The organism is Bacillus sp. DX3.1, from assembly GCF_030292155.1.
Classification (GTDB): Bacteria; Bacillota; Bacilli; order Bacillales; family Bacillaceae_G; genus Bacillus_A.
This window is the reverse complement of record NZ_CP128153.1, coordinates 4,617,233-4,642,913: the sequence shown is the minus strand read 5'-3', so window position 1 is coordinate 4,642,913 and position 25,681 is coordinate 4,617,233. Positions and strand designations below refer to the sequence as shown.

Here is a 25,681-nt window from a genome sequence, read left to right as displayed (position 1 = left end):
AATCAGACGAAATTTGAATCTGATTTCTCTTATCAAGAGAGGTGGAGGGACTGAGCCCGATGAAACCCGGCAACCGTCAACTTATGTTGAAATGGTGCCAATTCCTGCAAAGCGAATGCTTTGAAAGATGAGAGGAAAGGATAATGGTATATATACATGTAAACCTTTCTGCTCATTCTAAAAGCAGAAAGGTTTTTTTGTTGTCTGAATGAGGAGGACATTCGGTAACAGAGAAAGCTTTTCAGAGACAGAAAGCCGCTTACGCTTTGTAAGGAATCCAGCTTTAGCAGCTAGAATGTTCGGTGGCTGCGCTTCTTCCTACGAGGCAAAAAGCGCCTCTACGTCAGAAGCTCCATCCCCCTCACATTCTGAACGAGTTGCTTACGCTTTTTAAACAAAAAGGGGTGAAACAACATGATTTTATTGGAGAACGTAAAGAAAATATATAAATCAAAAAGTGGTGATGTAACTGCTGTAGATGACGCCAATTTAAAAATAGAAAAAGGTGAAATTTTTGGTGTTATCGGATATAGTGGTGCCGGAAAAAGTTCTTTAATTCGATTGTTTAATCAATTAGAGAAACCAACTTCGGGTCAAATTACAATAGCTGACCGTGTTATTTCTGCTATTACAGGGAATGAGCTTCGAAAGGCTAGACAAGAAATCGGAATGATTTTTCAACACTTTAACTTACTTTGGTCACGGACTGTGCGCGAAAATATTGCTTTTCCACTTGAAATTGCAGGAGTGGAAAAAGAGAAGCGTAAAAAGCGTGTTGATGAGTTAATTGGTCTTGTCGGATTAGAAGGCAGGGAAGATGCTTATCCATCTCAATTAAGTGGTGGTCAAAAGCAGCGCGTGGGTATTGCCAGAGCATTAGCGAATGATCCAAAAGTACTGCTATGTGATGAAGCAACATCTGCACTTGATCCAGAAACAACAGATCAAATTCTAGACTTATTATTAGATATTAATAAACGCCTTGGCTTAACAATCGTATTGATTACACATGAAATGCATGTCATTCGAAAAATTTGTCATCGCGTTGCGGTAATGGAAAAAGGAAAAATTGTTGAAAGCGGTAGTGTACTTGAGGTATTCCGTGATCCAAAGCAAGAAATTACAAAGCGATTTGTAAAGCAATTAACGGATTCGGAAGACACAAATGAAACAATTGAAAGCTTATTGGACAAATATCCAGATGGAAAAGTCATTCGTTTACAGTTTATCGGTGAGTCAGTAGAACAACCTGTATTACAGCGATTAATGAGACATGAGGATATAGAAGTTAGCGTATTACAAGGGAATATTGCACAAACGACAAATGGATCGTATGGGAATTTAATCGTTCATTTGAATGGGGATGACGCAGCAGTTCAACAAGCAATCAAAGGGATTAGACAACAACACGTAGAGCTAGAGGTGATTGCACATGGATAAGTTCTTTCAAAATATTGATTGGGATGCAATGATTCAAGCGATTGGAGAAACTGTATACATGACGGCAATTGCCGCAATAGCAACATTTATATTTGGCCTCATTCTTGGGTTGTTGCTCTTTATGACATCCAAAGATAATTTATGGGAAAACAAAACAGTTAATTCTGTAATTGGAGCGTTTGTAAATATTTTTCGTTCTATCCCGTTTATCATTTTAATTATTTTACTTATTCCATTCACAAAGCTTATTCTTGGAACAATTCTTGGGGCGAGTGCAGCACTACCAGCCTTAATTATTGGGGCAGCACCGTTCTATGCAAGAATGGTTGAAATTGCCCTTCGTGAAATTGACAAAGGAGTTATTGAAGCTTCAAAAGCGATGGGAGCAAAAACGAGCACAATTATTTGGAAAGTATTTATACCAGAATCATTGCCAGCACTTGTTTCCGGTATTACCGTTACGACGATTGCTCTCGTTGGTTATACAGCAATGGCAGGCGTTGTTGGTGCCGGAGGGCTTGGTACACTTGCTTATTTAGAAGGATTCCAGCGCGGGAATAATGACGTGACAATCGTTGCGACAGTTTGTGTCCTACTAGTTGTTTTCCTTATTCAATGGATTGGTGATTCTATAACAAATCGAATTGATAAACGATAAAACATTTTTTATAAAAAAAGGAAAGGGTGTTTATAACATGAAAAAATTATTACTTACAGCACTTATTACAACGTCAATTTTTGGGTTAGCTGCTTGTGGAGGAAAAAGTGAAGATAAGCTTGTTGTCGGGGCTTCAAACGTGCCGCACGCTGTCATTTTAGAAAAGGCAAAACCGTTACTTGAGAAAAAAGGTGTAAAATTAGAAATTAAAAAATTCCAAGATTACGTATTACCGAATAAATCATTAGCGGATAAAGATATAGATGCAAACTATTTCCAACACATTCCGTACTTAGAGAAAGAAATGAAAGATAAAGGTTATAAGTTTGAAATAGCGAGTAAAGTTCATTTAGAACCAATCGGTGTGTATTCTCAAAAGTATAAAAGTTTAAAAGACCTTCCAGATGGAGCAACAATTATTATGAGTAACTCTATTACTGACCATGGACGTGGTTTAGCGATCTTACAAAAAGAAGGTATTTTGAAAATTAAAGATGGTGTAGAACCTGTAAAAGCAACTGTAAAAGATATCGCAGAAAACCCAAAAAATCTGAAATTCAAAACAGATATTGAGCCTGGTCTATTACCACAAGTGTATAACAACAAAGAAGGCGATGCTGTTTTAATTAACTCTAACTACGCAATTGATGCAAAATTAAATCCAGAAAAAGATGCAATCGCAATTGAAGGCAACGATTCTCCATATACAAACGTATTAGTAGTTCGTAAAGGTGATAAAGATAAGAAGGAAATTAAAGCACTTGTAGAAGTGTTGCATTCTAAAGAAATCGAAGACTTTATTAACAAAGAATATAAAGGGGCAGTTATTCCTGTAAAAGAATAATGTGTAAGGAAAGGGCTGGCAAATGCTAGCCCTTTTTTCTTTATATAAATAAGAAGAAAGGTGTATCATAATAGAATGTGAGAGAGAATGCTATATATATTTGTGAAAAAATGGTTACTTTTTCTTAGGGTTTGCGATATCATTTTATTTGATATAAAATTAGAATGAGAATAAAATGAGAATGTGAACGTTTTAGGAATTTTTAAAATGTATATAGAGGATTATTGGAGGTATTGAGATGGCTGGTTCTACATTAACGGTTAAAGACTTACATGTATCAATCGACGGTAAAGAAATTTTAAAGGGTGTAAACCTTGAAGTGAAAGGTGGAGAAATCCACGCAATCATGGGACCTAACGGAACAGGTAAATCAACTTTATCTTCTGCAATTATGGGTCACCCAAAATATGAAGTAACACAAGGTAGCATCATCATTGACGGTGAAGATGTATTAGAAATGGAAGTAGATGAGCGTGCACAAGCTGGTCTATTCCTAGCAATGCAATATCCAAGCGAAATTAGCGGAGTAACAAACGCTGACTTCTTACGTTCTGCGATTAATGCACGTCGCGAAGAAGGCGAAGAAATTTCTCTTATGAAATTTATCCGTACATTAGATAAAAACATGGAATTCCTAGAAATGGATCCAGAAATGGCACAACGTTACTTGAACGAAGGTTTCTCTGGCGGTGAGAAAAAACGTAACGAAATTCTTCAATTAATGATGATTGAGCCAAAAATTGCAATCTTAGATGAAATTGACTCTGGTCTTGATATTGATGCATTAAAAGTTGTATCTAAAGGTATCAATCAAATGCGCGGTGAAGATTTCGGTTGCTTAATGATCACGCATTACCAACGTTTATTAAACTACATCACGCCAGACCATGTTCACGTTATGATGAACGGCCGTGTTGTTAAATCTGGTGGCCCTGAGCTTGCACAACGTCTAGAAGCTGAAGGTTATGACTGGATTAAAAAAGAATTAGGTATTGAAGACGAAACAGAAGAGCAAGAAGCGTAAGAGAGGAGCATAAACATGACAATCGGTACATTACCTTTCGATCAAGAAACAATCCGTCAGCGCGCAAGCGAAGTAAACGAAGCTGCTTGGTTGACTGAGTTCCGCTTACAAGCTCTTGCACAAGCAACTGAACTTCCAATGCCAAAGCCTGATAAAACAAAAATTGATAAATGGGATTTTGTTGGAAAAGGCCACACTGCTAAGCAAGAGCCTGTAAGTTCTTTAGAGGAACTCCCAGAAGCAGTGAAAAAGTTAATTGATACAAATAATAGCGTACTTGTAGGGCGCACTGGTACAACTGCATTCGTTTCTTTAGCAGATGAAGCAAAAGAAAAAGGCGTTATTTTTACAGATATCGTAACAGCTGCAACTGAGCATGCTGAACTCTTACAAAAGTATTTAATGAAAGACGGCGTGAAAGTGGATGAGCATCGTTTAACAGCACTTCATGCTGCATTAATCAACGGCGGTGCATTCGTATATGTTCCGAAAAACGTTGTTCTTGAAACGCCACTTCAAGCCGTATTTTTAGTAGACGGCGAAGAAGCGAACGTATATAACCACGTATTATTCGTAGCGGATGCTAACAGTTCTGCAACATATGTAGAAAACTACGTAGCGAATGAAACTGTTACAGGTATTGCAAATATCGTGGCAGAAGTAATCGTAGAACAAGGTGCACAAGTGAAATTCGGTGCGGTTGATCTATTAGCGAAAGACGTAACAACTTACGTGAATCGTCGTGGTACAGTAGGACGCGACGGCCGTCTAGAATGGGCATTAGGCCTTATGAATGACGGAAATACAATTTCAGAGAACGTAACGAACTTAATGGGCGACGGATCATTTGCTGATACAAAAACAGTAACAATTGGCCGTGGTAACCAAACACAAAACTTTACAACAAAAGTTGTTCACTTCGGTAAAAGCTCTGAAGGCTTTATCTTAAAACATGGTGTACAAAAGGATAGTGCAACATCTATCTTTAACGGAATTGGTAAGATTGAACACGGTGCATCTAAATCAAATGCACAACAATCTTCTCGCGTTCTTATGTTAAATGAAAAAGCACGTGGGGATGCAAACCCAATTCTTTTAATCGATGAAGATGATGTAATGGCAGGGCACGCAGCTTCTGTAGGTCGCGTAGATCCATTGCAACTATACTACTTAATGAGCCGTGGTATTCCGAAACAAGAGGCAGAACGTTTAGTCATCCATGGATTTTTAGCACCTGTAGTAAATGAGCTTCCAATTGAAGGAGTAAAAGCACAGCTTGTTGAGGTAATTGAAAGGAAAGTTCGCTAATGAATATTCATGAAATACGCAAACAGTTTCCAATTCTTGATCAAAAGGTGAACGGTAAACAACTTGTATATTTCGATAGTGCAGCAACTTCTCAAAAACCAATTCAAGTTATTGAAACGTTAGAACGTTACTATAAAGAATATAACTCTAACGTACATCGTGGTGTTCATACGCTCGGTACGAAAGCGACCGATGCGTATGAAGGCGCACGCGAGAAAGTTCGCAAGTTTATTAATGCGAAATCTATGGAAGAGATTATTTTCACGCGCGGAACAACAACTGCATTAAATACAGTAGCAGCAAGCTATGGTATGGAAAATGTAAAAGAAGGCGATGAAATCGTTATCTCTTACATGGAGCATCATAGTAACATTATTCCGTGGCAACAAGTTGCGAAGAAAACAGGCGCAACATTAAAATATCTTCCGCTTCAACCGGACGGAACGATTTCATTAGAAGACGCCTATCAAACGATTACGCCAAATACAAAAATCGTTTCCATCATGTATGTTTCTAACGTACTTGGAACGATTAACCCTGTAAAAGAAATTACAGAAATCGCACATCAGAACGGTGCAATTATGATCGTTGATGGTGCACAAAGTACACCGCATATGAAAGTGGATGTACAAGATTTAAACTGTGATTTCTACGCATTATCCGCTCATAAAATGTGCGGGCCTACAGGTGTCGGCGTATTATATGGTAAGAAGGAATTGCTTGACAATATGGAGCCGATTGAATTTGGCGGTGAAATGATCGATTTCGTAGACTTGCAAGATTCTACATGGAAAGAGCTTCCGTGGAAGTTTGAAGCAGGTACACCGATTATCGGTAATGCAATCGGTCTTGGAGCGGCAATTGATTTCCTAGAAGAAATCGGTCTTGATAATATTGAAAAGCACGAACATGAATTAGCGCAGTACGCTTTAGAAAGACTATCAGAAGTAGATGGCGTTACAATTTATGGTCCAAAGCATCGTGCTGGTCTTGTTACATTTAATATTGACGAAGTACATCCGCATGATGTTGCAACAGTATTAGACGTAGAAGGTATCGCGGTTCGTGCCGGACATCACTGTGCACAGCCGTTAATGAAGTGGCTGAAAGCTTCTTCTACAGCGCGTGCAAGCTTCTACTTATATAATACAAAAGAAGAAATCGATACATTTGTTGAAGCGCTAATGAAAACGAAGGAGTATTTCACAAATGTCATTTAATAATTTAGATACGTTATATCGTCAAGTTATTATGGATCATTATAAAAATCCACGTAACAATGGCGTGTTAGAAGATAGTGTTACGGTTAACTTGAACAATCCAACTTGTGGTGATCGTATTCAACTTACGATGAAAGTAGAAGATGGTATTGTACAAGAGGCGAAGTTTGAAGGAGAAGGATGTTCCATCTCAATGTCTTCAGCTTCGATGATGACGCAAGCAGTAAAAGGAAAGAAAATTGAAGAAGCATTAAAGCTATCTAAAATTTTCTCTGATATGATGCTAGGAAAAGAGTATGATGACAGCGTAGATTTAGGAGATATTGAAGCATTACAAGGCGTATGCAAGTTTCCAGCACGTATCAAGTGTGCAACATTAGCTTGGAAAGCGTTAGAAAAAGGCTTAAACGAAGATAAGTAATGTTAAAGTAGATGAGTTCCTAAAAACGAGGTTATCTAAGGAGGGACATACCAACATGGCGAAGCAAATGCCAGATATCGGCGATTATAAATATGGTTTCAAAGATAAAGACGTTTCGATTTTCCGTTCGAAACGCGGTTTAACAAAAGAAATCGTAGAAGAGATTTCACGTATGAAAGAAGAACCACAGTGGATGTTAGACTTCCGTTTAAAATCACTGGATTACTTCTATGAAATGCCAATGCCACAATGGGGCGGCGACTTAAATGACTTAGATTTCGATGAAATTACGTACTACGTGAAACCATCTGAGAAATCTGAGAAATCTTGGGATGAAGTACCTGATGAAATTAAAGCAACATTTGATAAATTAGGTATTCCAGAAGCTGAGCAAAAATATTTAGCGGGTGTATCTGCACAGTACGAATCTGAAGTTGTATACCACAACATGAAGGAAGACCTAGAAGCTTTAGGAATCGTCTTCAAAGATACAGATAGCGCGTTAAAAGAGAACGAAGATATTTTCCGTGAGCATTTTGGAAAAACAATCCCACCAACGGATAATAAATTTGCAGCGTTAAACTCTGCAGTTTGGTCTGGTGGATCATTCATCTACGTTCCAAAAGGTGTAAAAGTTGATACACCACTTCAAGCGTATTTCCGTATTAACTCTGAAAATATGGGACAATTCGAGCGTACGCTTATTATCGTAGACGAAGGCGCACACGTACACTACGTAGAAGGTTGTACAGCACCTGTTTACACAACAAACTCACTGCATAGTGCGGTAGTAGAAATCATCATTAAGAAAGATGCATATTGCCGTTATACAACAATCCAAAACTGGGCGAACAACGTATTTAACCTAGTTACAAAACGTGCGGTTTGTGATGCAAACGCAACGATGGAATGGATTGACGGTAACATCGGATCTAAATTAACGATGAAATATCCAGCTGTTATTTTAAAAGGCGAAGGCGCTCGTGGTTTAACATTATCTATCGCGATTGCTGGTAAAGGCCAACACCAAGATGCTGGTGCGAAAATGATTCATTTAGCACCAAATACATCTTCAACAATCGTTTCTAAATCGATTGCAAAACATGGTGGTAAAGTAACATACCGTGGTATCGTACAATTCGGACCGAAAGCGACAAACTCTCGCTCTAACATCGAATGTGACACGTTAATTATGGATAACCAATCTACATCTGATACAATTCCTTACAACGAGATCAAAAACGATCACGTTTCACTTGAGCACGAAGCGAAAGTATCAAAAGTATCAGAAGAACAATTATTCTACCTAATGAGCCGCGGTATTTCTGAGCAAGAAGCTACAGAAATGATCGTAATGGGCTTCATCGAGCCATTCACTCGCGAACTTCCAATGGAATACGCAGTAGAAATGAACCGTCTAATCAAGTTTGAGATGGAAGGTTCTATCGGTTAAGACCTCAAAAAGCCCGTCACATTAACGTTTGTGACGGGCTTTATTTTAGGGACTTATTAGACAGCCCCATCATTTTTTATTGGATATTTTCTAAAATCATTGGATCTTTAATTCTCTCGTCTTCACTAAACAATAGAATTTTCGACATAATTTCTGCTGTACGTGGATCTTCGTCAGCAAATGGTAGGAAGATCCGTCCTCGATGTTGCGAAGGCACAGCAATGACTGGGATCATTTGTCCACCGATTTGATGAATGACACCACTCCCTAAGTGAATCGAATACTCTCCAAGTTTCCCTTGAATAATGGCATGATGGCCTTTCACCGAAACATTGTCGATTTTTAGAAGTTTCATTAATTCTTCTACGATTGCTGCACGCGTTTCGATTGTCGAATGACTTGCTTCTGGATCGACACCACCAACATGTGCAACACTCACAACTAGATCCACATCTCGCATAATTTCTGAATACACAATCGGTGGAATATCTTCTAAATGAAGTGTCTTATCTGTTCTACGATGATAGAAATAAACATATTCTAAAGTTGGACTTTCGATATCAGCAGGTGTAAACCAATCACACATCGCATAGAGCGTTGCAACAATATCCGCATCATAATGAATTTTTCGTAAGCCTGCATCGTACGTTACACGCCATTGTCGATTTTTTAATAAAGCCACCGTTTTTTGAGGTTGAATTTGATGCCCCGCATATCTTCTTGATTTTGTTGCTTCCCGTTCATCCGCATTCACTAAATACAACTCGCGGAATACTTGTTTAAATGGTTGTTTCATTTCTTTTTCAAAAAGATCATGTTGGAAAGCACGCCATTGCTTCGCTTCATAAAGATGATAAGGATGCGCTAAAATTGCTGTTTCGTCTGCATCAATTTGCAATAAACCACCTGTTAGTATAAGCAATCCATCTTCTTTAACATACCCTAGATGCTGGTCCACTTTTACAACTAATGTCTTTAATAGAGGTGCAATAACAGGATGTCGAAGCAATTCTTGAAGTTCGCCAAATTGAAAAGCTGTACTTGTTTCCATCGCCTCTTCCAATGATTTTTTGGAGCGTTTTTGTTGCTCACGCATTTCTTTTCGAATTTCTTGAAACTTCACGACATTCGCATTCTTTTTCAAACGAGTAGGCACAGACTTTAATGTTTTTCCTTCTTTTTGGACAATGAGTTGAGCGACTCCTAATGAATCAACCTCTAACCACATTTCGACATCTTCAATCTGCGTAGGTTTCATGTAAGCTGCACGCTCTTTTAAGCTAAACAACTCCATTTTCCAGATAAAGCGTGTCACATCATCAAACCCTGCGTTTCGTGCTAAATTTGCTAATGCTACTCGAACAGCCAAGCCTTCACTTTCACGCCGTTGTGCACCAAATTTTTTGCTCTCCTTCAAGAATTTTTGTAAAAATTTGTATCGTTTCCATGCATCTTTTTCAGGAATTCGTTTGCTTAACGGAATTAATCCAACACAGCGCAATTTATCTTTATTTCGCTTGTCTTCAATTTCTTCTAATAAAGGTTTTAGACGTAATTTCCCTAGTACCGCATCTGCAAACAATTGTGCTCGACGATGATTAGAACCTTCTGAAGCATATTTTGCACTTTCATATACTTGATTAAATCGTTTTTTACCGATCTCTTTGTATGCTTCTTTGAACCAATTCAAATCAAAAACACCATCATTAAAATCTTCTTTAGACAAGCTTGAATAATGACTAATGACATTCATTTCGTAAGAGTTTGTATCGTCTGATGCATGCGCTTTGAAATACCATGCGGTGCTCAATAATCCTTTCCACCCTACATATTCACTTACAAGTGGAACCCATTTTGGAGAATACATCATCGCATCCAATAATCGTTCATCTTCGATTTTATACGGTACAAGTGCAGCTTTTAAATCTTCAACCGTCTCCTCTTTTTTAGGCGAGCTTATCTTCATCAATTCGGAAAAAATCTCACGTTTCGTATATTCCGAACTCCATGTATAACCTCGAACATATTTTAAACCGTCCATCAAAACAAGGAGATTCACAAATGTTTTGACATCAACTACTTCGCGGAAATTTCTCGAAATAAAGCTACTCACTTCAGTTTCTGAATCGCCACGTGTCAATTCAATTTCTAATAGACGTGTCATGATTCGTTCATAGATTTCTTCAATGAAAGGATATTTTTTCTGTAACGCATCACGTTTCGAACGTTCAAAAATGACTTCTAACTCATTCACTGATTGGTTTTTTTGAAAAATTTTGGCAAAGAGTGCATCCTCTGTTAACAAGCCTAAATCAATAGCACGGCAGAATTCTTCAATTTCAAGGTTAATAATTGCTAATTTTTCTTCGTTTTCTTTTTCTTTTTGCATACGTTGAGTAAGTTCCCAATGAACTGCTAATCTTTTTTCAAAATCTACATCTGTTAATTCTGTAACTTTGAGCTGTCTAAAATAACTTTCAATCAAACGATGCTCATGAAACGGTTTAGGATCGCCCCATGATGAAATAATATTTTTCGTATGCCAGTCCTTCAAATCAACCTTTTGGAAAATCTCGATACAAGCCTGGTAGAAAAAGTGAAAAACATTTTCTTCTTTTTCAAATAGGAACTCTCGTTGCATTATAGAAAGTAACTGATTGATTGTCGGCGTATAAGGCAATTCGCTAAATAATTGATTTAACTTATCAGCTTTTTCTAAATCAAAAAGTTGCTCAAACAATGGAAAAGCTTCTGGATGAACCGTTTCTTTCCAAGAACGCTTACTATAATAACTTTTATACTTATAAAGCTGGATATATTGACAATCCCACCATGTTAATTTCACTTCTTCCATCCAAGTCTTCCACAAATCCGCGAGTGGATAGTGATGCAAATACGGCTCTTTTCTAAATTCTTCTGCATGATCATATAAAGGGGCAATTCGCTGATTCCCTAAAAGCAACTGAATTCTTGTCCCTTCCATGTTTGCCGTTTCATATGCATACATGCGATTCTCATGGATTAAATCTGATAATTTTTTCATTTTTTCCATTAAGATATCCACATCAAAGTCCATAAGAGCCTGTAGATAAATTGGTTCAACTTCTTGTAATCTCGGAATCTTTGATGTGTCATAATCAGGCTTATATAAGCCGAAGCCATTTTTTCTTGTGTATTGATGTGTATCTGCCTTTAATAAATCTTCTATTATCGTAACTTCTTTTGCTGTTGGTTTTGCTAATTTTTCTGTATAGACCGCTATATCTTCTTGCGTACAGCGCTCTTCTTTTAGTATCGTTGATAAGAGGCTTAAACCGCCAAGTCGCACATCCTGTTTGCGATCAGCTAAAAGTGTTGGAATCGTTTCTTCCAAAAACTCATCATCTTGTGCAATCAAAATCTTTAAAGCAAGTTGACGTAAGCTTCCTGTTTTCAGTGCCAAAATTTGTACGATTTGCTGACGTTCTTCTTCATCCGATGTTAGCGTTCTAATCTTTTGTAATGCTTCTTCACGATTAGATAGGCTTCGATCTTTTAATGTATTAAATAAAAATTGTCGCTCTGTAGGAGATTGAATTGTTTTTGGCAAAAAGCTTAATAAATTCGCGCGATTATCTGATGACATCTCATCTGCATGCTGTAAAATGTCCGTCATCCATTCTTGGTTCTGTTGAACATGAGCAATCAACATAGCGAGATGCCATAAAAACTCTTTTGATAATTCCGTATGAATCCATGGGAAAGGCTTTCCTTCTATCGTATGGCTCACATTTTTCAATTGTTCACGAGTGGTATGAATACGCTTATATAATTCTTCTGAAAAATGAAGCATGAAATGATAGCCTTCTTGAAGCTTTCCTTCATAAAATACATGATTATATGAAGGATAACGCATACTTGCATTTGTTGGAATTAAGAATGGTAATGCAAAAGCTAACACATCTAAATCCTCTGTTTGAAAAATTAAAGGCTCTACAAGAGGATAAGCAATCTCATGATCTTGCAACGTTTTTAAGAAATACAATGCAGATAATTGCTGATGTTTTTTCTTTCCTAATAACTTTTGTACTTCTTCTAAGACAAGTTCTTTTGATTGCGTTGCTTTTGACCAAAGTGCCGCATAATTTAAAATCAGATCCTCCGATTCGATGCATTCCTCATAGATCATATCGCCTTCAAATAATGCAAGTGCAGTCGTAAATGTTTTTTCAATAATTTTTTTATCTTCCACCTCATAGCCAAGTCCCATCCATGTACTGATTGCACGTTGTACAGAAGAAAAACGAATCAAATCATGTTCCTGAATCAAGCGCATAAAATAAATTAATGATGATAAGGTTCCGCGATCAACCGTTTCAAGTATGGCCTGACGAAGCCCCTCTTGGCGTTTTGCGGCAAGCAATAATTTTCCAAGCCCTTCAATCATGCGTTCATTATCACTTTGAACAATGGCTTGAATAATCGCATGCCGTAATGTTGCAACTTGATTTTCACCAAATAAAATTTCCTCAACTGCTTCTTCATAAGCACGATTCTTTTGACGCAATTCGTATGTAACTTTGGCAAGAAAATAAGCAGTCGTCACAACTTTCACATTTGTTTTTTTATGTGCATACCATGTAATCGCACCCGAATATTGATGTTGAAATTGAGATAAATTCATCAAGACATCTAGAACATCTACCTTATTATTATGTGGTAACGCAACTAAAAGAGCAGCAATCGTATGGGCATGATCGACGACAGGATTTTCTGACTTATAAGAACGTCGATAATATCCAACTTGATAAGAGATTGTCCTTAATTGTTCTAAAAAACCGTAAAATTCCTTTACCTGCTTCTCATCATCAATAATTGCTCCAACCGCTACCTCTAGTCCCTGCTCCCAAAGTGTTTCGATTTGTGTGGTATTTTCACTTTTTAATGTCAATGCAAAGTTTGAAATCTTATCGTATTGATAAATTTGATGATTTTTTTCGGCCACTTCCTCAATTTCCATAATGTTTTTTACAATCTCAAGACTTTTGCCCTCTAATTGTTGTAGCAATGTTTCATTCATAATCTTCTCTCCTTACCAAGCTCTCCCTGCAAGCATTGTTAATCGAATAAATGTCAAAACATCCTCTTCCTTTAAATCTAAAGGTGCATCCAAATCGCTTATTTCTTCATCACCTACGAGTACACAATAAAGCCCATCCTCAAAACTTTGAATCGCATTTTGAATCGCTTCATTCAAATCCTGTTGATTTTCATTTTTACGCTCACCAAAACCAACCTTGCCATTTCGTGCTGCTTCTTCTAAATCTTCATACACAAGATAAATCCAAAGCGCTTCTTCCAGCGGCTTTTCATTATAGACCTTTACTTGTTGTGTCACGATTTCGATAATTAATTCACGTAAATTCGTCACTTGCCCGATTTCTAATTCTTGCAATTGTAAAACGGGTCTGCGTTTCCCGATGGATTTTACACGTGTATAAATCTTCAAACGAATCCCCCATTGTTTTTTATTCTAATATACAAAAAATATGTATGTTAGGTCTATTCGTTTTTTAATAATTCTTAAAAAATGAACAATAGTTTTTTATAAACATTGATATATAAACATTTTGTTTTAATTCGATATGATTGGTGAAAATAAACAAATTCGAAATGGAAGGTTCTATTGGTTAATAATTAAAGTGGAAGCGGCTCATTTAGAGTGTGAGGGGGATGGAGGTTCTGACATAGGGGCGTTCTTTGCCTCGTAGGAAGAAGCGAAGCCACCGAGCATTCTAGCCGCTGGAACTGGATAATAAAAGAAAAGTGGAAGCGCCCTGTCAAACAGGGCGCTTTTTTAGTGTGTGGTAAATATATCGACCATTCTGCAATAAACGACAAATAGAAGTTTTAAATTATGATGTCTAGATGTATCTATCGAAATAGGGAGTCAACATACTATTTTAAACCAATAAAAAAACGCCTCAGCAAGGCGTTTTTATGGTTCCCTAAAGCCAAATGCTCCGATGAGAACAGGGATAAGTAATATGAAGATAACAGCTAGAAGTGGAACAAAAATACTTACAAACTTCCATTTGCTTGGTTCGTTTTTGTTTATGGCGATCATGCTGAATATGAGGCCGAGGATGATGCAAGCGATGCTAGTAAAAAAGAAAATGATTGGTAAAAAGTTTGAATTTGCCGCAAGAGCATAACTAAGCGAAAATAAACCAACTCCAGCTAATGTAATCCATAGAGAGAGAAAGCTATATTTGTTAGACAAATGAGTCACCTCCGTACATTTATCCCGCATTAACGGGCAGTAAGACCCCCACCTCAAGATTCAGAGAGAAACGAGGAAGATAGGTGGGGGACAACTGCCCGTAAAAGCCCGATTCGTTCAACTAACCATCAGTGGGGGATGAAGAAGACCCCTACTGATGGAAGTTTCACTTTATTTTAGTGTAAAAATTTTCTAATTGAAAGGTATCTTTTTGCTTTTTCATTCAATGAGAGTACAATGGATAAATGAGATGAAAATAGCAAGAAAAGGCGAAAAGTATTTACAGGATTCTTGCTTGTATATAGCGTAAAAAAGCAGTAAGGAATTGAGAGGAGGTTTTTTCTCTGAATATGGATAAAGAAACAATCATTCACCTTTATCATACAAACGATATACATAGTCATTTTGAAAATTGGCCACAAATTTCTCGGTTTGTGTTAGAAGAGAAAAAGCGTCGTCATGCGGCAGGGGAAACAGTGTTTACGTTAGATATTGGCGATCATGTTGATCGTTTTCATAACATAACAGAAGCGACAAATGGAAAAGGAAATACAAAATTATTAAATGAAGCGTTATATGATTATGTAACGATTGGAAATAACGAAGGTATTACGTTAGCAAAAGAGCAGTTAGATCACTTATATGATGAAGCTAATTTTGAAGTGCTAGTGGCTAACTTATTTGAAATAGATGGAACACGTCCAAGGTGGGCAAAACCATATATACTTCAAGAGCTAGAGAATGGGATGACAATTGCTTTTATAGGCTTAACAGTGGCTTATCCTGACTTTTATGCAGTGTTAGACTGGCATATTGAAGACCCGATTCTGCATTTAGAGTCAATTTTGGAAGAAGTGAAGGGAAAAGCAGATATTACAATTGTTCTCTCTCACCTTGGGAAGCATGCAGATGAACATATGGCCGAGAATTATGATATTGATATCATTTTGGGGGCACATACGCACCATTTGTTTGAGCGCGGTGTACTTGTCAATGGAACGCTTCTTTGCTGCGGAGAGAAGTGGGGACATTACGTAGGTCATGTGCAGCTTACAGTGGATCCAGTGACGAAACGAGTAATAAAAAAAGATGGAAGAGCGATTAGCGTAAAGCGTCTGAATGCATATGGGGCTGAGCTGCCATCTATTGAAGCATTGCAGAAAGAAAGCCAGCTGCTTATGGCAGAACCAATCGTTGATTTAAAAGAACCGTTGTCTATTGATTGGTTTCAGGAGACACAGTTTGCCCATATGTTAGCAAGCGCGCTAAGAAAATGGTGCAGTGCTGAAATTGGAATGGTCAACGCAGGTGTATTATTAGAGGGGTTAGATGAAGGGGTTGTAACACGCGGAGATATCCATCGTATTTGTCCACATCCCATTAACCCGTGCAGCCTTCAAATGAAAGGGAAGACATTGCGAGAGATTATTTTAAAGGCACGTCGTCCCAATATGGAACAACTCGAAGTAAAAGGATTAGGCTTTCGCGGAAAAGTCATGGGTAAAATGATTTATGATGGCGTAGAAGTGATACCGGATACGATTCCAGGAAATAAAATTTTATTAGAAGATGTATTGATTAACGGAGAGTCGTTGGATTTAGAGAGAGTATATACAGTCGGAACAATTGATATGTTTACGTTCGGTTATTTATACCCAGAACTAGCAATCCTCCCTGAAAAGCAATACTATATGCCAGAGTTATTACGTGATGTTTTAACAGAGACATTACTGACATATGCATCATCTATAAAATTATAGAGCATCTTTGTAATACAATATTTATCAATTTTCATAACCTGTCGAAAAGCAGCAAATCGACAGGTTATTCATTTGTCACACTCATTTTTCTCCTTTCATAAAGATAAAAGAAGAGAGGAGTGTGAGCGATGGTAAATGTTGAACCGATTATCATTGATAATCATACATTTATAGCAGTTAGCGTCAAGCTGCCAAAGACAAATTTGCTCGCCGTTATGAGCGATAAAGGATATATTATGTGCGGGGCTTTGGATGTTGGATTATTAAATGAGAAACTAGGTGACCGCGGGATTCTTGCTGGCCGTGCGGTTGGCGTTAGAACCATTGAACAGCTGTTAGAGGCACCGCTTGAATCTGTAACAATCGAAGCGGAAGTATTAGGAATTTCAGCTGGAACAATTGGAAAAGATGCGTTATTAAAAATGATATAAGTATATATCGTCCCTCTTTCTTGCATAGAAATAAAATAAGAAGGAGGGATTTGCTATGCGTGCATTTCGCCCAAAAGCTTCGCGATTTCGAAAGGGACCGCTTCCTTTTCAGTATGTGCTGCTTATTTCGTTTATCATTTTTTTGCTGCTGACTCTGCAAGGATTATGGCTTGTGAATAAAAGTATTCAGCCTACATTGATAAAATATGCGGAGATGCAGACGAAGAAAATGGCAACCGTTGTTATGACAAAAGCGGTGAAGGATCGGATTAATGAAGGATTTGATGTCGATTCATTAATGAAAGTTCAAAATGATAAGAATGGAAAAGTATCGACAATTGATTTAAATACAAAGCAAGTGAATGAGATTTTAACATCAACTACAACGTACATAGAGAAATATTTGCATCAAATGGAGAAAGGTGATGTGACAGCACTTGGTCTTCCAGAAGAAGGAGGAGCAACGATGTCGGTCCCTCTTGGACGAATAACAGATAATGCGTTGCTTGGTAACATAGGGCCGGATATTCCGATTGACTTTACAACAATCGGTCATGTAGGTACAGATATTAAACAGAAGATTGAACCGCATGGTATTAACAATACGGCTATTAAGATTGTGATGGAAGTAGATGTGACGCTACAGGTGATTATCCCATTTCGCACAAAGGAAATCACAGTGAAACAGCATATTCCAATTGCGACGCGAATCGTGCAAGGAGAAGTACCTGCATACTATGGAAGCGGGAGCGTTGTCGTACCGAATAATAAAGACAAAAAAGCGGATGAGTAAGCTATCCGCTTTTTAAATTTGCTCTTTCTTTTCGTTCCCATAAACTTAAATGCATATATGGATCAAAGGCCCACTCACTGTAGCCATTGTCTTTATATAGTCCGAAATGCAAATGGGGCGGGAATTTACCTGCTGTGCCAGGCGGGCCGTAGCCCGTGCTGCCAACAAAGCCAATCACGGTTCCAGGTTCTACAATTTGTCCAAGCTCTATCTGTTTGGAAAAACCACCTAAGTGTGCGTAATAGTGATAGTTATTATTTAAATCACGAATACCAATGCGCCAGCCACCGAGGCGGTTCCAACCTTTCGTTTCAATAATGCCGTAGCAAGTTGATCTAACAGGCACCCCATATCCTGCAAAAATATCGGTTCCTTCATGCATGCGCCTTCCGCCAAAGCTACGTCCAGCCCCAAATGTACTGCGGTAGCTATGATCACTACGAACGGGAAGAGGAAAAGCGTTTCCTTCTAGGTTAATACGACCGTAATGTTCATACATACGGGCATATCCCATAATTAATTCAACTGTTTTAGCGCGTTGATAATATTCCCAAAGCATAATTTTAATATGATCTTCTTTCGTCCCTTGTTTTCTTAAAATGGCAGCCATTGTATATAAAATATCCCGATCATGATTTGAATTTGCGAATCCATCATGATCGCCATCTAACCCAATTCCACCAAATAAAGAAATGGTATGGGGCAATGTATCATTGTACGTGGAATTGGCGGGTCCAGCCCATACTTCTGGTTTGAAATAAATAGAAATGATGGCATCGGTTTTTTTGGGAATATCACGACGTACGCTGCGAATATTCCGCTCATACTGATCAATTGCGGCAAAATAATACCAAGGAACGCCGGAAGTTTGTTCGGTTTCTTTATATAGTGTCATGCGTTTCTCATATATGTTTTGTTGATCGACTTCACCGTACACAACTCCTTGCTGAAGAAGAAAACAAATAGAAAGCAGTAGGAAAAGTTTTCGAAGCATGAAAATGGACTCCTTTCACAACATCACTCTCTTTAGTGTGGGATATACGAGATATTTCATTATAGGGAATCGTTGGGAAAACTTCCCCCGCTATTCGAGGGCAGCGATACACCACATCAAAATTCTATAAAAAGAAAAGAAGTTTGGTGGGGGGATAAACTGCACGTAAAAGTCCGATTGGTGAGGGCTGATGGAAGTTTCGCTTTATTATATAAATCCATTTTGATTTTTCGACATATAGCCGCGGCTATGGATAACAAAAGGGGACCCGCACTCGTTTTCTTTCTTTGTTTTCACTATGTCTGGGCAGGAAAAGGATCTGACCGCTTCTATGCATGGCCGGATGCTTTCTCCCACCTAAAAAGAAGGGTTTTATATCGGTTTTTTAATTTTTATTTATATAGAATCTTCATTTGAGCAAATCGCTTTCATACGATAGAATAGATATGTTACATTGAAAGAAGCGAACACGGTAAACTATTTCATATTGTGCGGAGTTGATAACATGACAAAACAAACAGAATACAAGCGCAAGCCCGAATGGTTGAAAATTAAGTTAAATACAAATGAAAACTATACAGGCTTAAAGAAAATGATGCGCTCTAAAAAGCTTCATACAGTTTGTGAAGAGGCAAAATGTCCCAACATTCATGAATGTTGGGCTGTTAGAAAAACAGCAACGTTTATGATTTTAGGTGCGGTTTGTACACGTGCTTGTCGTTTTTGTGCGGTTAAAACAGGCTTACCAACGGAGCTTGATTTACAAGAGCCAGAACGCGTTGCAGATTCTGTAGAACACATGGGCTTAAAACACGTTGTTATAACAGCAGTTGCACGTGATGATTTAAAAGATGGCGGAGCAGCAATATTTGCCGAAACAGTGCGTGCTATTCGTCGTAAAAGTCCGTTTACGTCTATTGAGGTTTTACCATCTGATATGGGCGGTGTAGAAGAAAACTTAAAAATGTTAATGGATGCACGTCCAGATATTTTAAACCATAACATTGAAACAGTAAGTCGATTATCTGACCGAGTTCGCGCTAGAGCAAAATATCCTCGTTCATTAGAGTTTTTACGTCGTGCAAAAGAACTGCAACCTGATATCCCAACGAAATCAAGTATTATGGTGGGATTAGGTGAAACAAGAGAAGATTTGATTGAAGCAATGGACGACTTACGTGCGAACAATGTGGATATCTTAACACTTGGTCAATATTTACAACCATCTAAAAAACATTTACCAGTTATTAAATACTACACGCCGGCTGAATTTGCAGAGTTAAAAGAAATTGCGCTTAGTAAAGGTTTTAGCCACTGTGAAGCTGGTCCGCTTGTTCGTTCTTCTTATCATGCAGATGAGCAAGTACGTTCTGCAAAAGAAAATATTGCACAAGCAAAATAATGAAAAAAGAGAGCTGAGGATTCAGCTCTCTTTTCTATATTCTAAAACTGCATTTTTACATGTGGATAAAATCTTTTTCAATTCTTCTGTGGATAATTCAATTGTAAACTCTGGGACACCTGGTGAAATTAAGATTTTGTCGTAAGCGTAAATGGAATGGTCCACAATAATTGTTACATTCTGTGAATAACCGAAAGGTGCAACACATCCAGGAATACATCCTGTTTGTTCTCTTAGTTCATCAGGTGAACAAAGAGACAGACGTTTCCCAGCAATTTCTTTTATATCGTTCATATTGAAACGTATACCTTCTAATGTCAATAGGACATAATAGAATCCGGATTTTGATTTTAAAAATAAGCTTTTACTTGGAGCACCATGTAAACCGAGACGTTCTCGAACGATCTGGTCCGTTTCGTAATCTAAAACCGGTTCATGTTCAAATTTCTCATAGGAAATATTTGTTTTATGTAATAAGGAGATCACTTCTTCGTACATATTACAGTTATACCCCTTCCTTATATTTGTTTCATGTTCATCATCATCTTTTCAAACTTTTTCGCAGTTAAAATTTCATGAGTTAAAAATTCTCCATTATAAAAAGCCCCGTACGTTGTAAAAGCACAAGGAGCATTTTGTGCATCTTCTCGTGATGTCAACTGAATGCATTCGAAAGCAATGTTATACTGCTTTGTAACGTCTCTTAATTCCTGATTAATGTAATAGTCGGTGAAGGGACATTGATTCGTATAATAGACAACTAAGCCGTTCTGATTTGTAATCTTCATTTCTTTTGCACCTGCTTTAAATTGCGGAGTAGGAGCATCTGGATTGAATTTATAAACAAGCAGTTCAAAATAAGGCGGTGCCGTATCACATACTTGAAACCCTTTTTTCTTTAAATAGTTACTATCTGATAAATATGGACGCTTTTTATTGCTTGAAATGACCACAATCCCGTGTTTTCCCTTTTCTTTTGAGTCTTGTATGCACGCGTCTAGCAACTGAGCGCCATAGCCTTGTCCTTTAAAACGTCCAGACACCCAAAAGCAGTTCACACATGTGTATCCGGCTGCAGAGATAGGTGCCCATGCATATTCAGCTGGAAGGTATTCAATAAAGACCTTTCCTTTTGCATCTAGCTTTTTGAAAATAAGTCCTTCTTCGAGACGATTTTTTAGCCAATCTTTTTTTAGCTCAACACCACGCTGTACTTTCTTGTCCGACATTGCACAGCAAATATGCTCAGTTCCTATGTTCTGAGCGTGTAGTGAAACGAGTTTCAATTGCATCCCCCCACAATCTGTGGATTGTCGTTTGTTCACCAACTGTAATTTCATACACATCTGGATTACTTAAGTTTTTCCATGTGGAAAAGCCGATTCGATTATCAAAGTGTTTTAAAAGCAATGTGAATAAATTTCCGTGTGTCATAAGTAAGGTTACAGTATGTTCTTGCTTTAAAATATCGTGGATGACCGATGCAACTCGGTCCATAGCTTGCCGCGTTGACTCTCCGCCTGAAAAGGCAATATCTATATTTGTAAAAGTATGTTCGAGTTTAGGTAGCCAATCTTCCATTTTGGTATCGCTTAGTATTCGTTCGGTTAGTCTTTCATCTTCTTTGATCGGTAGATTGGCTTGTGATGCAAATGGTGCAACGGATTGAATAGCTCGGGTAAAAGGGCTTGAAAGAATGGATTCTACTTGTAGGTTGCTCCTAATGAGAAAATGAGCAAGATTATTCGCTTCGTCATGTCCTCCAATTGTTAGTGTTGCATCCGGTTCTTGGTCAGTAGCTGAGCAGTGCCGTACAACAATAAGTTTTTTCAAAATTTATCCCTCACTTTTTCAAGTTGCTCCTACATACTTCGACAAGAGGAAAATAAAGTCCTTTATAAAATAAAAAAGCTAAGTCATATTGACTTAGCTTGTAATCGGTTCTGTTGTAAGTTTTTCTTTCATTTTACGAATCAAGATATAGGCACAGATTCCGAATACGACCATTAGACCCTCTGTGACAAACAAGTTGATTTTCCCTGCTTGATAGAGTGCTGCAAAGAAGTCTACAAATGCATGGAAGAGGACAGCGTATAAAACGAAAACATATTTCTTTTGTTTCACACCGTATAATACAAGCATTGTGAAGGCTATTTGTAAAATAAGTGCGATGATTCTTTCTAGACTACCAAACCAATATAAGTAGGCTGGAGTGTTGATTAAAGCATCCTGTACTTTACTGAGCTGGGGAGTTTGCTCAATGAACTTTGAGAAGGTGCCATTGTTAATAGAAAAGGCAAAGGACAGACTTTGAATACCAGCTAGCGCACCGATTAAAATGGATTCAATTCCGCCGTGCCCAAGTCCATAGGCTAGCCCATCTTTATAACCTTGATATTTCTTTAGTAAATAGAAGAAGGCAACAAAGCGTCCAAACTCTTCAAAAATGCCGGCAGCAAGGCCACCATAAGTTGCATAAATGAATGGGTTTTGTAATAGTTCATTTGTCACCGGATTTCCGAGAACAAACATGTGAAGCGTCTTCTCTAAAATTTGTGAAAATCCGATAAAAATAAGAATCCCAACACCAATCACTTTAAAGGAAATCTGATATTTTTTCCGAAAATAAACGAGAACGATAATGGGAACGAGAACAGAGATCACCATTTGGATAATCATACTGCTGATCACAGCATTTGAAACCATGTTTTTCACCACTTTCTAACGTATGTACTCCTATATTATGCATGAAAATTGGGGAAATGTGGAGGGAACCGCTTCTAGTTAAGGGGCAAGGAACAGAAAAAGGGCGGTAAATGCCGCCCGTAACGCAAGTTTTATTTTTTGATCATGTCACCCAGTGTATCCGTTTGACTATTATTCAAATGCGGATTTTTGCTCATTTCCCGTTTTAACATATCAAGGCTCTGTGTATATTCTTTATCATTTAACGTACCAGATTGTAGCCCTTGAATTTGGGAAATCAACTTTTGGTCTGTTGAAACATATGCTTTATAATAGCGAGGAACGATGGACAAAGCCGTTTTATATACTTGATCTGTTACAAGAGCAGGATCTGTTGTTTTGGCCCGGTATACAACGAATACTTCATCATCGGTAACGAGAGTAGCGGCATTTGTTACGTCAGGGAGTTTCACTGTCATATCCGTAATCATTTCGGCTACCTTTTCGCGGTTAATGGTACCTACTTGTCGGTTAGATACTTCATTTTTTTGTTTATGAGAGTAGCCAACCCTTGTTAGCCTAGTATTTGTTTGTTCCGTATGATACATGTCACCTTTATTAGAGACAAGAACACGACTGCCTTCTTCTCGTTGCATTTCCGCTTTATTTGCTGTTTGACACGCTGCAAATAAGGTAAGAGTGAGGAGAGAGAGAACGAGTTGCTTTTTCATTAAGAATCACCTCCTTCTCTATAGCATTTGCTACTTTTCATTTTTGTGCATTTGAAATTGTTGGTTTTTTCCCTTTGTGATACGATAAAAAGAAGAATGCTTAGAAAGGAAGTCAATTATGGAGCAAAAGCAGGAGATTCACACTACAGTTTCCATCAATAATGTTAATTATGAAGTAATCAAAGATTATCGTAATGGTTTTCGTGAAGAAGCATTTAAAGAACGCTATGCCGAAATTTTAAATAAATATGATTATATCGTAGGTGACTGGGGATATGATCAACTCAGGTTGCGTGGTTTTTTTGATGATAGTAGTCAACGTTCAACGTATGATACGAAAATTAGTACATTATCGGAGTATTTATACGAGTACTGTAATTTTGGGTGTGCACACTTTGTATTGAGAAAAGTAAAGAAATAAAGTGAAACCTTCATCAGTGGGAGCTTCATCCCCTACTGCTGATTAATTGAACGAATCAAGCTTTTACGGGCAGTTATCGTCCACCTAACTTTTACATCTTGAGGTGGGGGGACTGCCCGCTAATGCGGGATAAAAAAGAATTCCTCTTACACAATGTAAGAGGAATTCTTTTCTATTCTACTATTTTTTCGTAGCAGTTATACCAATTATAAGGTACGGGCTTACTTGCAAAGTAGACGGCTCCTCGGCACTTATAATCATTTGTTTCATATAGGCGTAATGAAACGGGATTACCTGTGAAGGCATCTAAGCGTATTCCTGTATATTTATTTTTCTTCGTATAGTCTTCCCAAAAGGATAATAGTATTTTACTGTATCCTTTTCCTTGGGCGATCGGATGGATGACAAAAGAGTGGACAATGAGAAAACGACCTTCCGTTTTTGTCCAATCAATGAGTGTATACTCTGGAGATTGCCATTCGTTCAAAATGACGGCGCCAACGAGAGCGGTATCTTTAAACAGACAATAGAGTTCGTTATTTTCTAAGTGATATGCGATTGATTCTCGCGTCGGGTAAGAGTCATCCCATTGGTAAATTTGTTTCTGTAATAGGTTTTCTTTACACTTTTGATACATAGCATCTAATTCATCTAACAAGTGAGGCTTACCTTTCTCTATCTTTAACATTTGTGTCTCCTTTACAAGCAAATTGAAATAGAATCACCTTTAGAAAGTGTTGTATTTGGTTTCATCGTCTGTCCGTTCAAATGAATGTGTCCGCTTTTTATTTTTTCGACAATTGCTGTGCGGCTCCAGTCTGAAATATATGCTGCCAGAGCTTTGTCGATGCGATGGGAGCCATAGACCATCTCTAACAGGATTATTATTTCAGTAATACCAGCATCCTTATATTGCATCAGCGAGATGGTATTTGCTGTTTCATTCCATTCTTCTTGAAACATATCTAGTGTTTCGACATGCTCTGAATACGTTTTATAAATTTGGAGTTTCTTATTCCACGTATGCCCTTTATGACATTTATAAATCGCAAAGCGGTAAATATTTTTGCCATTTGCGTTATGTCTACGAATGTTTGTATCAGTAAAAAGGGTGGTATGCCCGCAATTTTTACAATATTTTTCAACCGTTGTTTCTAATTCATTTTGATATAAATTCCAAGAAAGGTGTACTTTCTGCATTTTCCTTCACCTCGTTTTATGGTAAAGGAACGTAAGACAGCTATTTGGATGTCTTGCAGTATGAGAAGGAAGGAAATAGACAAAAATAAAAGGAGGTCCCCTTAGAGGAGCCCCCGTAAACATCATACTACAGATGTGCTACGCTCCTTTGTAATGGGTATGGGCAGACTACTCCCTTGAAAAAGCACGCTGCTTTTTTGAGAGTAATGCTATCCAGTTGCTGATCCATTACAAAGTAAATGTTGGCATACGTAGTAGACGTCCTTTCTTCCAAATAGATTTGCTCATAAGTATAGCACGAAAGATTGAAAATTCAAAACTTAATATGTGAAAAAACGCCAGCTATCGTAATAGCTGGCGCAAGAAATTATATAAGTTCAAATAAAAACGAGCGTAATTCTTCTGCATTTTCTTCAGACATAGAAAATGCATGCTCTAAGTAGCCTGGTTCGTTTAAATCGTCACTGCCAATGATCGCAAATTTATTGCGCTGAATATCCAGGACAATTGTTTTACCATAATGACGATCAGAGTATAGAAGCGCTAAATCGTGACGCTCATTTTCTCCCATAAAGCTAACGAAACGCGTTTTTGTGTCTACTGTGTCATCATAAAGAAAAAAACGTTCTCCCAT

General features: G+C 37.8%; 25 protein-coding genes and 1 riboswitch. Of the genes, 13 read left to right on the top strand and 12 right to left on the bottom strand.

The window, feature by feature from the left end:
* Positions 1-26: 26 nt before the first annotated feature.
* A riboswitch (SAM riboswitch) is annotated at positions 27-134 on the top strand.
* A gap of 280 nt (positions 135-414) precedes the next feature.
* From QRE67_RS23395 to sufB, 8 genes are all read left to right on the top strand, one after another.
* Positions 415-1,440: a methionine ABC transporter ATP-binding protein gene (locus tag QRE67_RS23395; protein ID WP_286122546.1), complete on the top strand. Its 1,026-nt coding sequence runs from the start codon at positions 415-417 to the stop codon at positions 1,438-1,440.
* Positions 1,433-2,098 (top strand): methionine ABC transporter permease, encoded by a 666-nt coding sequence (locus QRE67_RS23390; RefSeq protein ID WP_286122545.1) that lies wholly within the window; start codon positions 1,433-1,435, stop codon positions 2,096-2,098. Before QRE67_RS23395 ends, QRE67_RS23390 begins: the two co-directional genes overlap by 8 nt.
* A 37-nt stretch (positions 2,099-2,135) precedes the next feature.
* On the top strand, positions 2,136-2,942 hold the full coding sequence (gene metQ / locus QRE67_RS23385; protein WP_286122544.1) for a methionine ABC transporter substrate-binding lipoprotein MetQ: 807 nt from the start codon (positions 2,136-2,138) through the stop codon (positions 2,940-2,942).
* Positions 2,943-3,180: 238 nt separating this feature from the next.
* Positions 3,181-3,966, top strand: coding sequence for a Fe-S cluster assembly ATPase SufC (gene sufC / locus QRE67_RS23380; RefSeq protein ID WP_286122543.1), 786 nt, complete (start codon positions 3,181-3,183; stop codon positions 3,964-3,966).
* Positions 3,967-3,981: 15 nt separating this feature from the next.
* The gene (gene sufD, locus QRE67_RS23375; RefSeq protein WP_286122542.1) at positions 3,982-5,274 is read left to right on the top strand and encodes a Fe-S cluster assembly protein SufD; all 1,293 of its coding nucleotides are present in this window, start codon (positions 3,982-3,984) and stop codon (positions 5,272-5,274) included.
* Positions 5,274-6,494 (top strand): cysteine desulfurase SufS, encoded by a 1,221-nt coding sequence (gene sufS / locus QRE67_RS23370; RefSeq protein ID WP_286122541.1) that lies wholly within the window; start codon positions 5,274-5,276, stop codon positions 6,492-6,494. Before sufD ends, sufS begins: the two co-directional genes overlap by 1 nt.
* Entirely contained in the window at positions 6,484-6,915 is a 432-nt protein-coding gene (gene sufU, locus QRE67_RS23365) for a Fe-S cluster assembly sulfur transfer protein SufU (protein WP_286122540.1), read from the top strand. Before sufS ends, sufU begins: the two co-directional genes overlap by 11 nt.
* Positions 6,916-6,970: 55 nt before the next feature.
* Positions 6,971-8,368, top strand: coding sequence for a Fe-S cluster assembly protein SufB (gene sufB, locus QRE67_RS23360; protein ID WP_286122539.1), 1,398 nt, complete (start codon positions 6,971-6,973; stop codon positions 8,366-8,368).
* Between the two features lie 76 nt (positions 8,369-8,444).
* On the opposite strand, the gene QRE67_RS23355 is transcribed toward sufB, so the two are convergent.
* From QRE67_RS23355 to QRE67_RS23345, 3 genes are all read right to left on the bottom strand, one after another.
* Positions 8,445-13,427, bottom strand: a complete 4,983-nt coding sequence (locus tag QRE67_RS23355; protein WP_286122538.1) for a DUF4132 domain-containing protein — start codon at positions 13,425-13,427, stop codon at positions 8,445-8,447.
* Between the two features lie 12 nt (positions 13,428-13,439).
* Entirely contained in the window at positions 13,440-13,856 is a 417-nt protein-coding gene (locus QRE67_RS23350; protein ID WP_286122537.1) for a hypothetical protein, read from the bottom strand.
* Between the two features lie 489 nt (positions 13,857-14,345).
* Positions 14,346-14,639 carry a hypothetical protein gene (locus QRE67_RS23345; protein WP_286122536.1) on the bottom strand — a complete coding sequence of 98 codons (294 nt, stop codon included), beginning with the start codon at positions 14,637-14,639 and terminating at the stop codon, positions 14,346-14,348.
* Positions 14,640-14,980: 341 nt separating this feature from the next.
* On the opposite strand from QRE67_RS23345, the gene QRE67_RS23340 reads away from it, so the two are divergent.
* The 3 genes from QRE67_RS23340 to yunB all read left to right on the top strand — a co-directional run bounded on the left by QRE67_RS23340 (position 14,981) and on the right by yunB (position 17,614).
* The gene (locus tag QRE67_RS23340) at positions 14,981-16,390 is read left to right on the top strand and encodes a bifunctional metallophosphatase/5'-nucleotidase (RefSeq protein WP_286122535.1); all 1,410 of its coding nucleotides are present in this window, start codon (positions 14,981-14,983) and stop codon (positions 16,388-16,390) included.
* A 128-nt stretch (positions 16,391-16,518) separates the two neighbouring features.
* Positions 16,519-16,821, top strand: a complete 303-nt coding sequence (locus QRE67_RS23335; protein ID WP_286122534.1) for a YunC family protein — start codon at positions 16,519-16,521, stop codon at positions 16,819-16,821.
* 55 nt (positions 16,822-16,876) lie between these two features.
* On the top strand, positions 16,877-17,614 hold the full coding sequence (yunB, locus tag QRE67_RS23330) for a sporulation protein YunB (protein ID WP_286122533.1): 738 nt from the start codon (positions 16,877-16,879) through the stop codon (positions 17,612-17,614).
* A 1-nt stretch (position 17,615) separates the two neighbouring features.
* Here yunB and QRE67_RS23325 read toward each other — a convergent pair whose 3' ends face one another.
* The gene (locus tag QRE67_RS23325) at positions 17,616-18,608 is read right to left on the bottom strand and encodes a M23 family metallopeptidase (protein WP_286122532.1); all 993 of its coding nucleotides are present in this window, start codon (positions 18,606-18,608) and stop codon (positions 17,616-17,618) included.
* Positions 18,609-19,113: 505 nt separating this feature from the next.
* Here QRE67_RS23325 and lipA point away from each other — a divergent pair.
* Entirely contained in the window at positions 19,114-20,010 is an 897-nt protein-coding gene (lipA, locus tag QRE67_RS23320; RefSeq protein WP_286122531.1) for a lipoyl synthase, read from the top strand.
* A gap of 21 nt (positions 20,011-20,031) precedes the next feature.
* Here lipA and QRE67_RS23315 read toward each other — a convergent pair whose 3' ends face one another.
* The 5 genes from QRE67_RS23315 to QRE67_RS23295 form a co-directional block, all read right to left on the bottom strand.
* Positions 20,032-20,508: a YbaK/EbsC family protein gene (locus tag QRE67_RS23315; protein WP_286122530.1), complete on the bottom strand. Its 477-nt coding sequence runs from the start codon at positions 20,506-20,508 to the stop codon at positions 20,032-20,034.
* A 20-nt stretch (positions 20,509-20,528) separates the two neighbouring features.
* Positions 20,529-21,239: a GNAT family N-acetyltransferase gene (locus tag QRE67_RS23310; RefSeq protein ID WP_286125363.1), complete on the bottom strand. Its 711-nt coding sequence runs from the start codon at positions 21,237-21,239 to the stop codon at positions 20,529-20,531.
* Positions 21,240-21,255: 16 nt separating this feature from the next.
* The gene (locus QRE67_RS23305; protein ID WP_286122529.1) at positions 21,256-21,843 is read right to left on the bottom strand and encodes a histidine phosphatase family protein; all 588 of its coding nucleotides are present in this window, start codon (positions 21,841-21,843) and stop codon (positions 21,256-21,258) included.
* A gap of 93 nt (positions 21,844-21,936) precedes the next feature.
* Positions 21,937-22,716 carry a YhfC family intramembrane metalloprotease gene (locus tag QRE67_RS23300; protein WP_286122528.1) on the bottom strand — a complete coding sequence of 260 codons (780 nt, stop codon included), beginning with the start codon at positions 22,714-22,716 and terminating at the stop codon, positions 21,937-21,939.
* Between the two features lie 131 nt (positions 22,717-22,847).
* Positions 22,848-23,426, bottom strand: coding sequence for a YhcN/YlaJ family sporulation lipoprotein (locus QRE67_RS23295; protein ID WP_286122527.1), 579 nt, complete (start codon positions 23,424-23,426; stop codon positions 22,848-22,850).
* 118 nt (positions 23,427-23,544) lie between these two features.
* Here QRE67_RS23295 and QRE67_RS23290 point away from each other — a divergent pair, with 118 nt between their 5' ends.
* Positions 23,545-23,847, top strand: a complete 303-nt coding sequence (locus tag QRE67_RS23290; protein WP_286122526.1) for a YutD family protein — start codon at positions 23,545-23,547, stop codon at positions 23,845-23,847.
* A 172-nt stretch (positions 23,848-24,019) separates the two neighbouring features.
* Here the strand turns inward: QRE67_RS23290 and QRE67_RS23285 are convergent, their stop codons facing one another.
* The 3 genes from QRE67_RS23285 to QRE67_RS23275 all read right to left on the bottom strand — a co-directional run bounded on the left by QRE67_RS23285 (position 24,020) and on the right by QRE67_RS23275 (position 25,681).
* Positions 24,020-24,535, bottom strand: coding sequence for a GNAT family N-acetyltransferase (locus tag QRE67_RS23285; RefSeq protein ID WP_286122525.1), 516 nt, complete (start codon positions 24,533-24,535; stop codon positions 24,020-24,022).
* An 11-nt stretch (positions 24,536-24,546) separates the two neighbouring features.
* Positions 24,547-25,047: a S4 domain-containing protein gene (locus tag QRE67_RS23280; RefSeq protein ID WP_286122524.1), complete on the bottom strand. Its 501-nt coding sequence runs from the start codon at positions 25,045-25,047 to the stop codon at positions 24,547-24,549.
* 367 nt (positions 25,048-25,414) lie between these two features.
* On the bottom strand, positions 25,415-25,681 hold the full coding sequence (locus QRE67_RS23275) for a DUF3055 domain-containing protein (RefSeq protein WP_286122523.1): 267 nt from the start codon (positions 25,679-25,681) through the stop codon (positions 25,415-25,417).

Bases quoted from the DNA above. Each gene is read 5' to 3' on its own strand.
- QRE67_RS23395 (WP_286122546.1), top strand. From the start codon at position 415: ATGATTTTATTGGAGAACGTAAAGAAAATATATAAATCAAAAAGTGGT.
- QRE67_RS23390 (WP_286122545.1), top strand. From the start codon at position 1,433: ATGGATAAGTTCTTTCAAAATATTGATTGGGATGCAATGATTCAAGCG.
- metQ (WP_286122544.1), top strand. From the start codon at position 2,136: ATGAAAAAATTATTACTTACAGCACTTATTACAACGTCAATTTTTGGG.
- sufC (WP_286122543.1), top strand. From the start codon at position 3,181: ATGGCTGGTTCTACATTAACGGTTAAAGACTTACATGTATCAATCGAC.
- sufD (WP_286122542.1), top strand. From the start codon at position 3,982: ATGACAATCGGTACATTACCTTTCGATCAAGAAACAATCCGTCAGCGC.
- sufS (WP_286122541.1), top strand. From the start codon at position 5,274: ATGAATATTCATGAAATACGCAAACAGTTTCCAATTCTTGATCAAAAG.
- sufU (WP_286122540.1), top strand. From the start codon at position 6,484: ATGTCATTTAATAATTTAGATACGTTATATCGTCAAGTTATTATGGAT.
- sufB (WP_286122539.1), top strand. From the start codon at position 6,971: ATGGCGAAGCAAATGCCAGATATCGGCGATTATAAATATGGTTTCAAA.
- QRE67_RS23355 (WP_286122538.1), bottom strand. From the start codon at position 13,427: ATGAATGAAACATTGCTACAACAATTAGAGGGCAAAAGTCTTGAGATT.
- QRE67_RS23340 (WP_286122535.1), top strand. From the start codon at position 14,981: ATGGATAAAGAAACAATCATTCACCTTTATCATACAAACGATATACAT.
- QRE67_RS23335 (WP_286122534.1), top strand. From the start codon at position 16,519: ATGGTAAATGTTGAACCGATTATCATTGATAATCATACATTTATAGCA.
- yunB (WP_286122533.1), top strand. From the start codon at position 16,877: ATGCGTGCATTTCGCCCAAAAGCTTCGCGATTTCGAAAGGGACCGCTT.
- QRE67_RS23325 (WP_286122532.1), bottom strand. From the start codon at position 18,608: ATGCTTCGAAAACTTTTCCTACTGCTTTCTATTTGTTTTCTTCTTCAG.
- lipA (WP_286122531.1), top strand. From the start codon at position 19,114: ATGACAAAACAAACAGAATACAAGCGCAAGCCCGAATGGTTGAAAATT.
- QRE67_RS23315 (WP_286122530.1), bottom strand. From the start codon at position 20,508: ATGTACGAAGAAGTGATCTCCTTATTACATAAAACAAATATTTCCTAT.
- QRE67_RS23310 (WP_286125363.1), bottom strand. From the start codon at position 21,239: ATGTCGGACAAGAAAGTACAGCGTGGTGTTGAGCTAAAAAAAGATTGG.
- QRE67_RS23300 (WP_286122528.1), bottom strand. From the start codon at position 22,716: ATGGTTTCAAATGCTGTGATCAGCAGTATGATTATCCAAATGGTGATC.
- QRE67_RS23295 (WP_286122527.1), bottom strand. From the start codon at position 23,426: ATGAAAAAGCAACTCGTTCTCTCTCTCCTCACTCTTACCTTATTTGCA.
- QRE67_RS23290 (WP_286122526.1), top strand. From the start codon at position 23,545: ATGGAGCAAAAGCAGGAGATTCACACTACAGTTTCCATCAATAATGTT.
- QRE67_RS23285 (WP_286122525.1), bottom strand. From the start codon at position 24,535: ATGTTAAAGATAGAGAAAGGTAAGCCTCACTTGTTAGATGAATTAGAT.
- QRE67_RS23280 (WP_286122524.1), bottom strand. From the start codon at position 25,047: ATGCAGAAAGTACACCTTTCTTGGAATTTATATCAAAATGAATTAGAA.
- QRE67_RS23275 (WP_286122523.1), bottom strand. From the start codon at position 25,681: ATGGGAGAACGTTTTTTTCTTTATGATGACACAGTAGACACAAAAACG.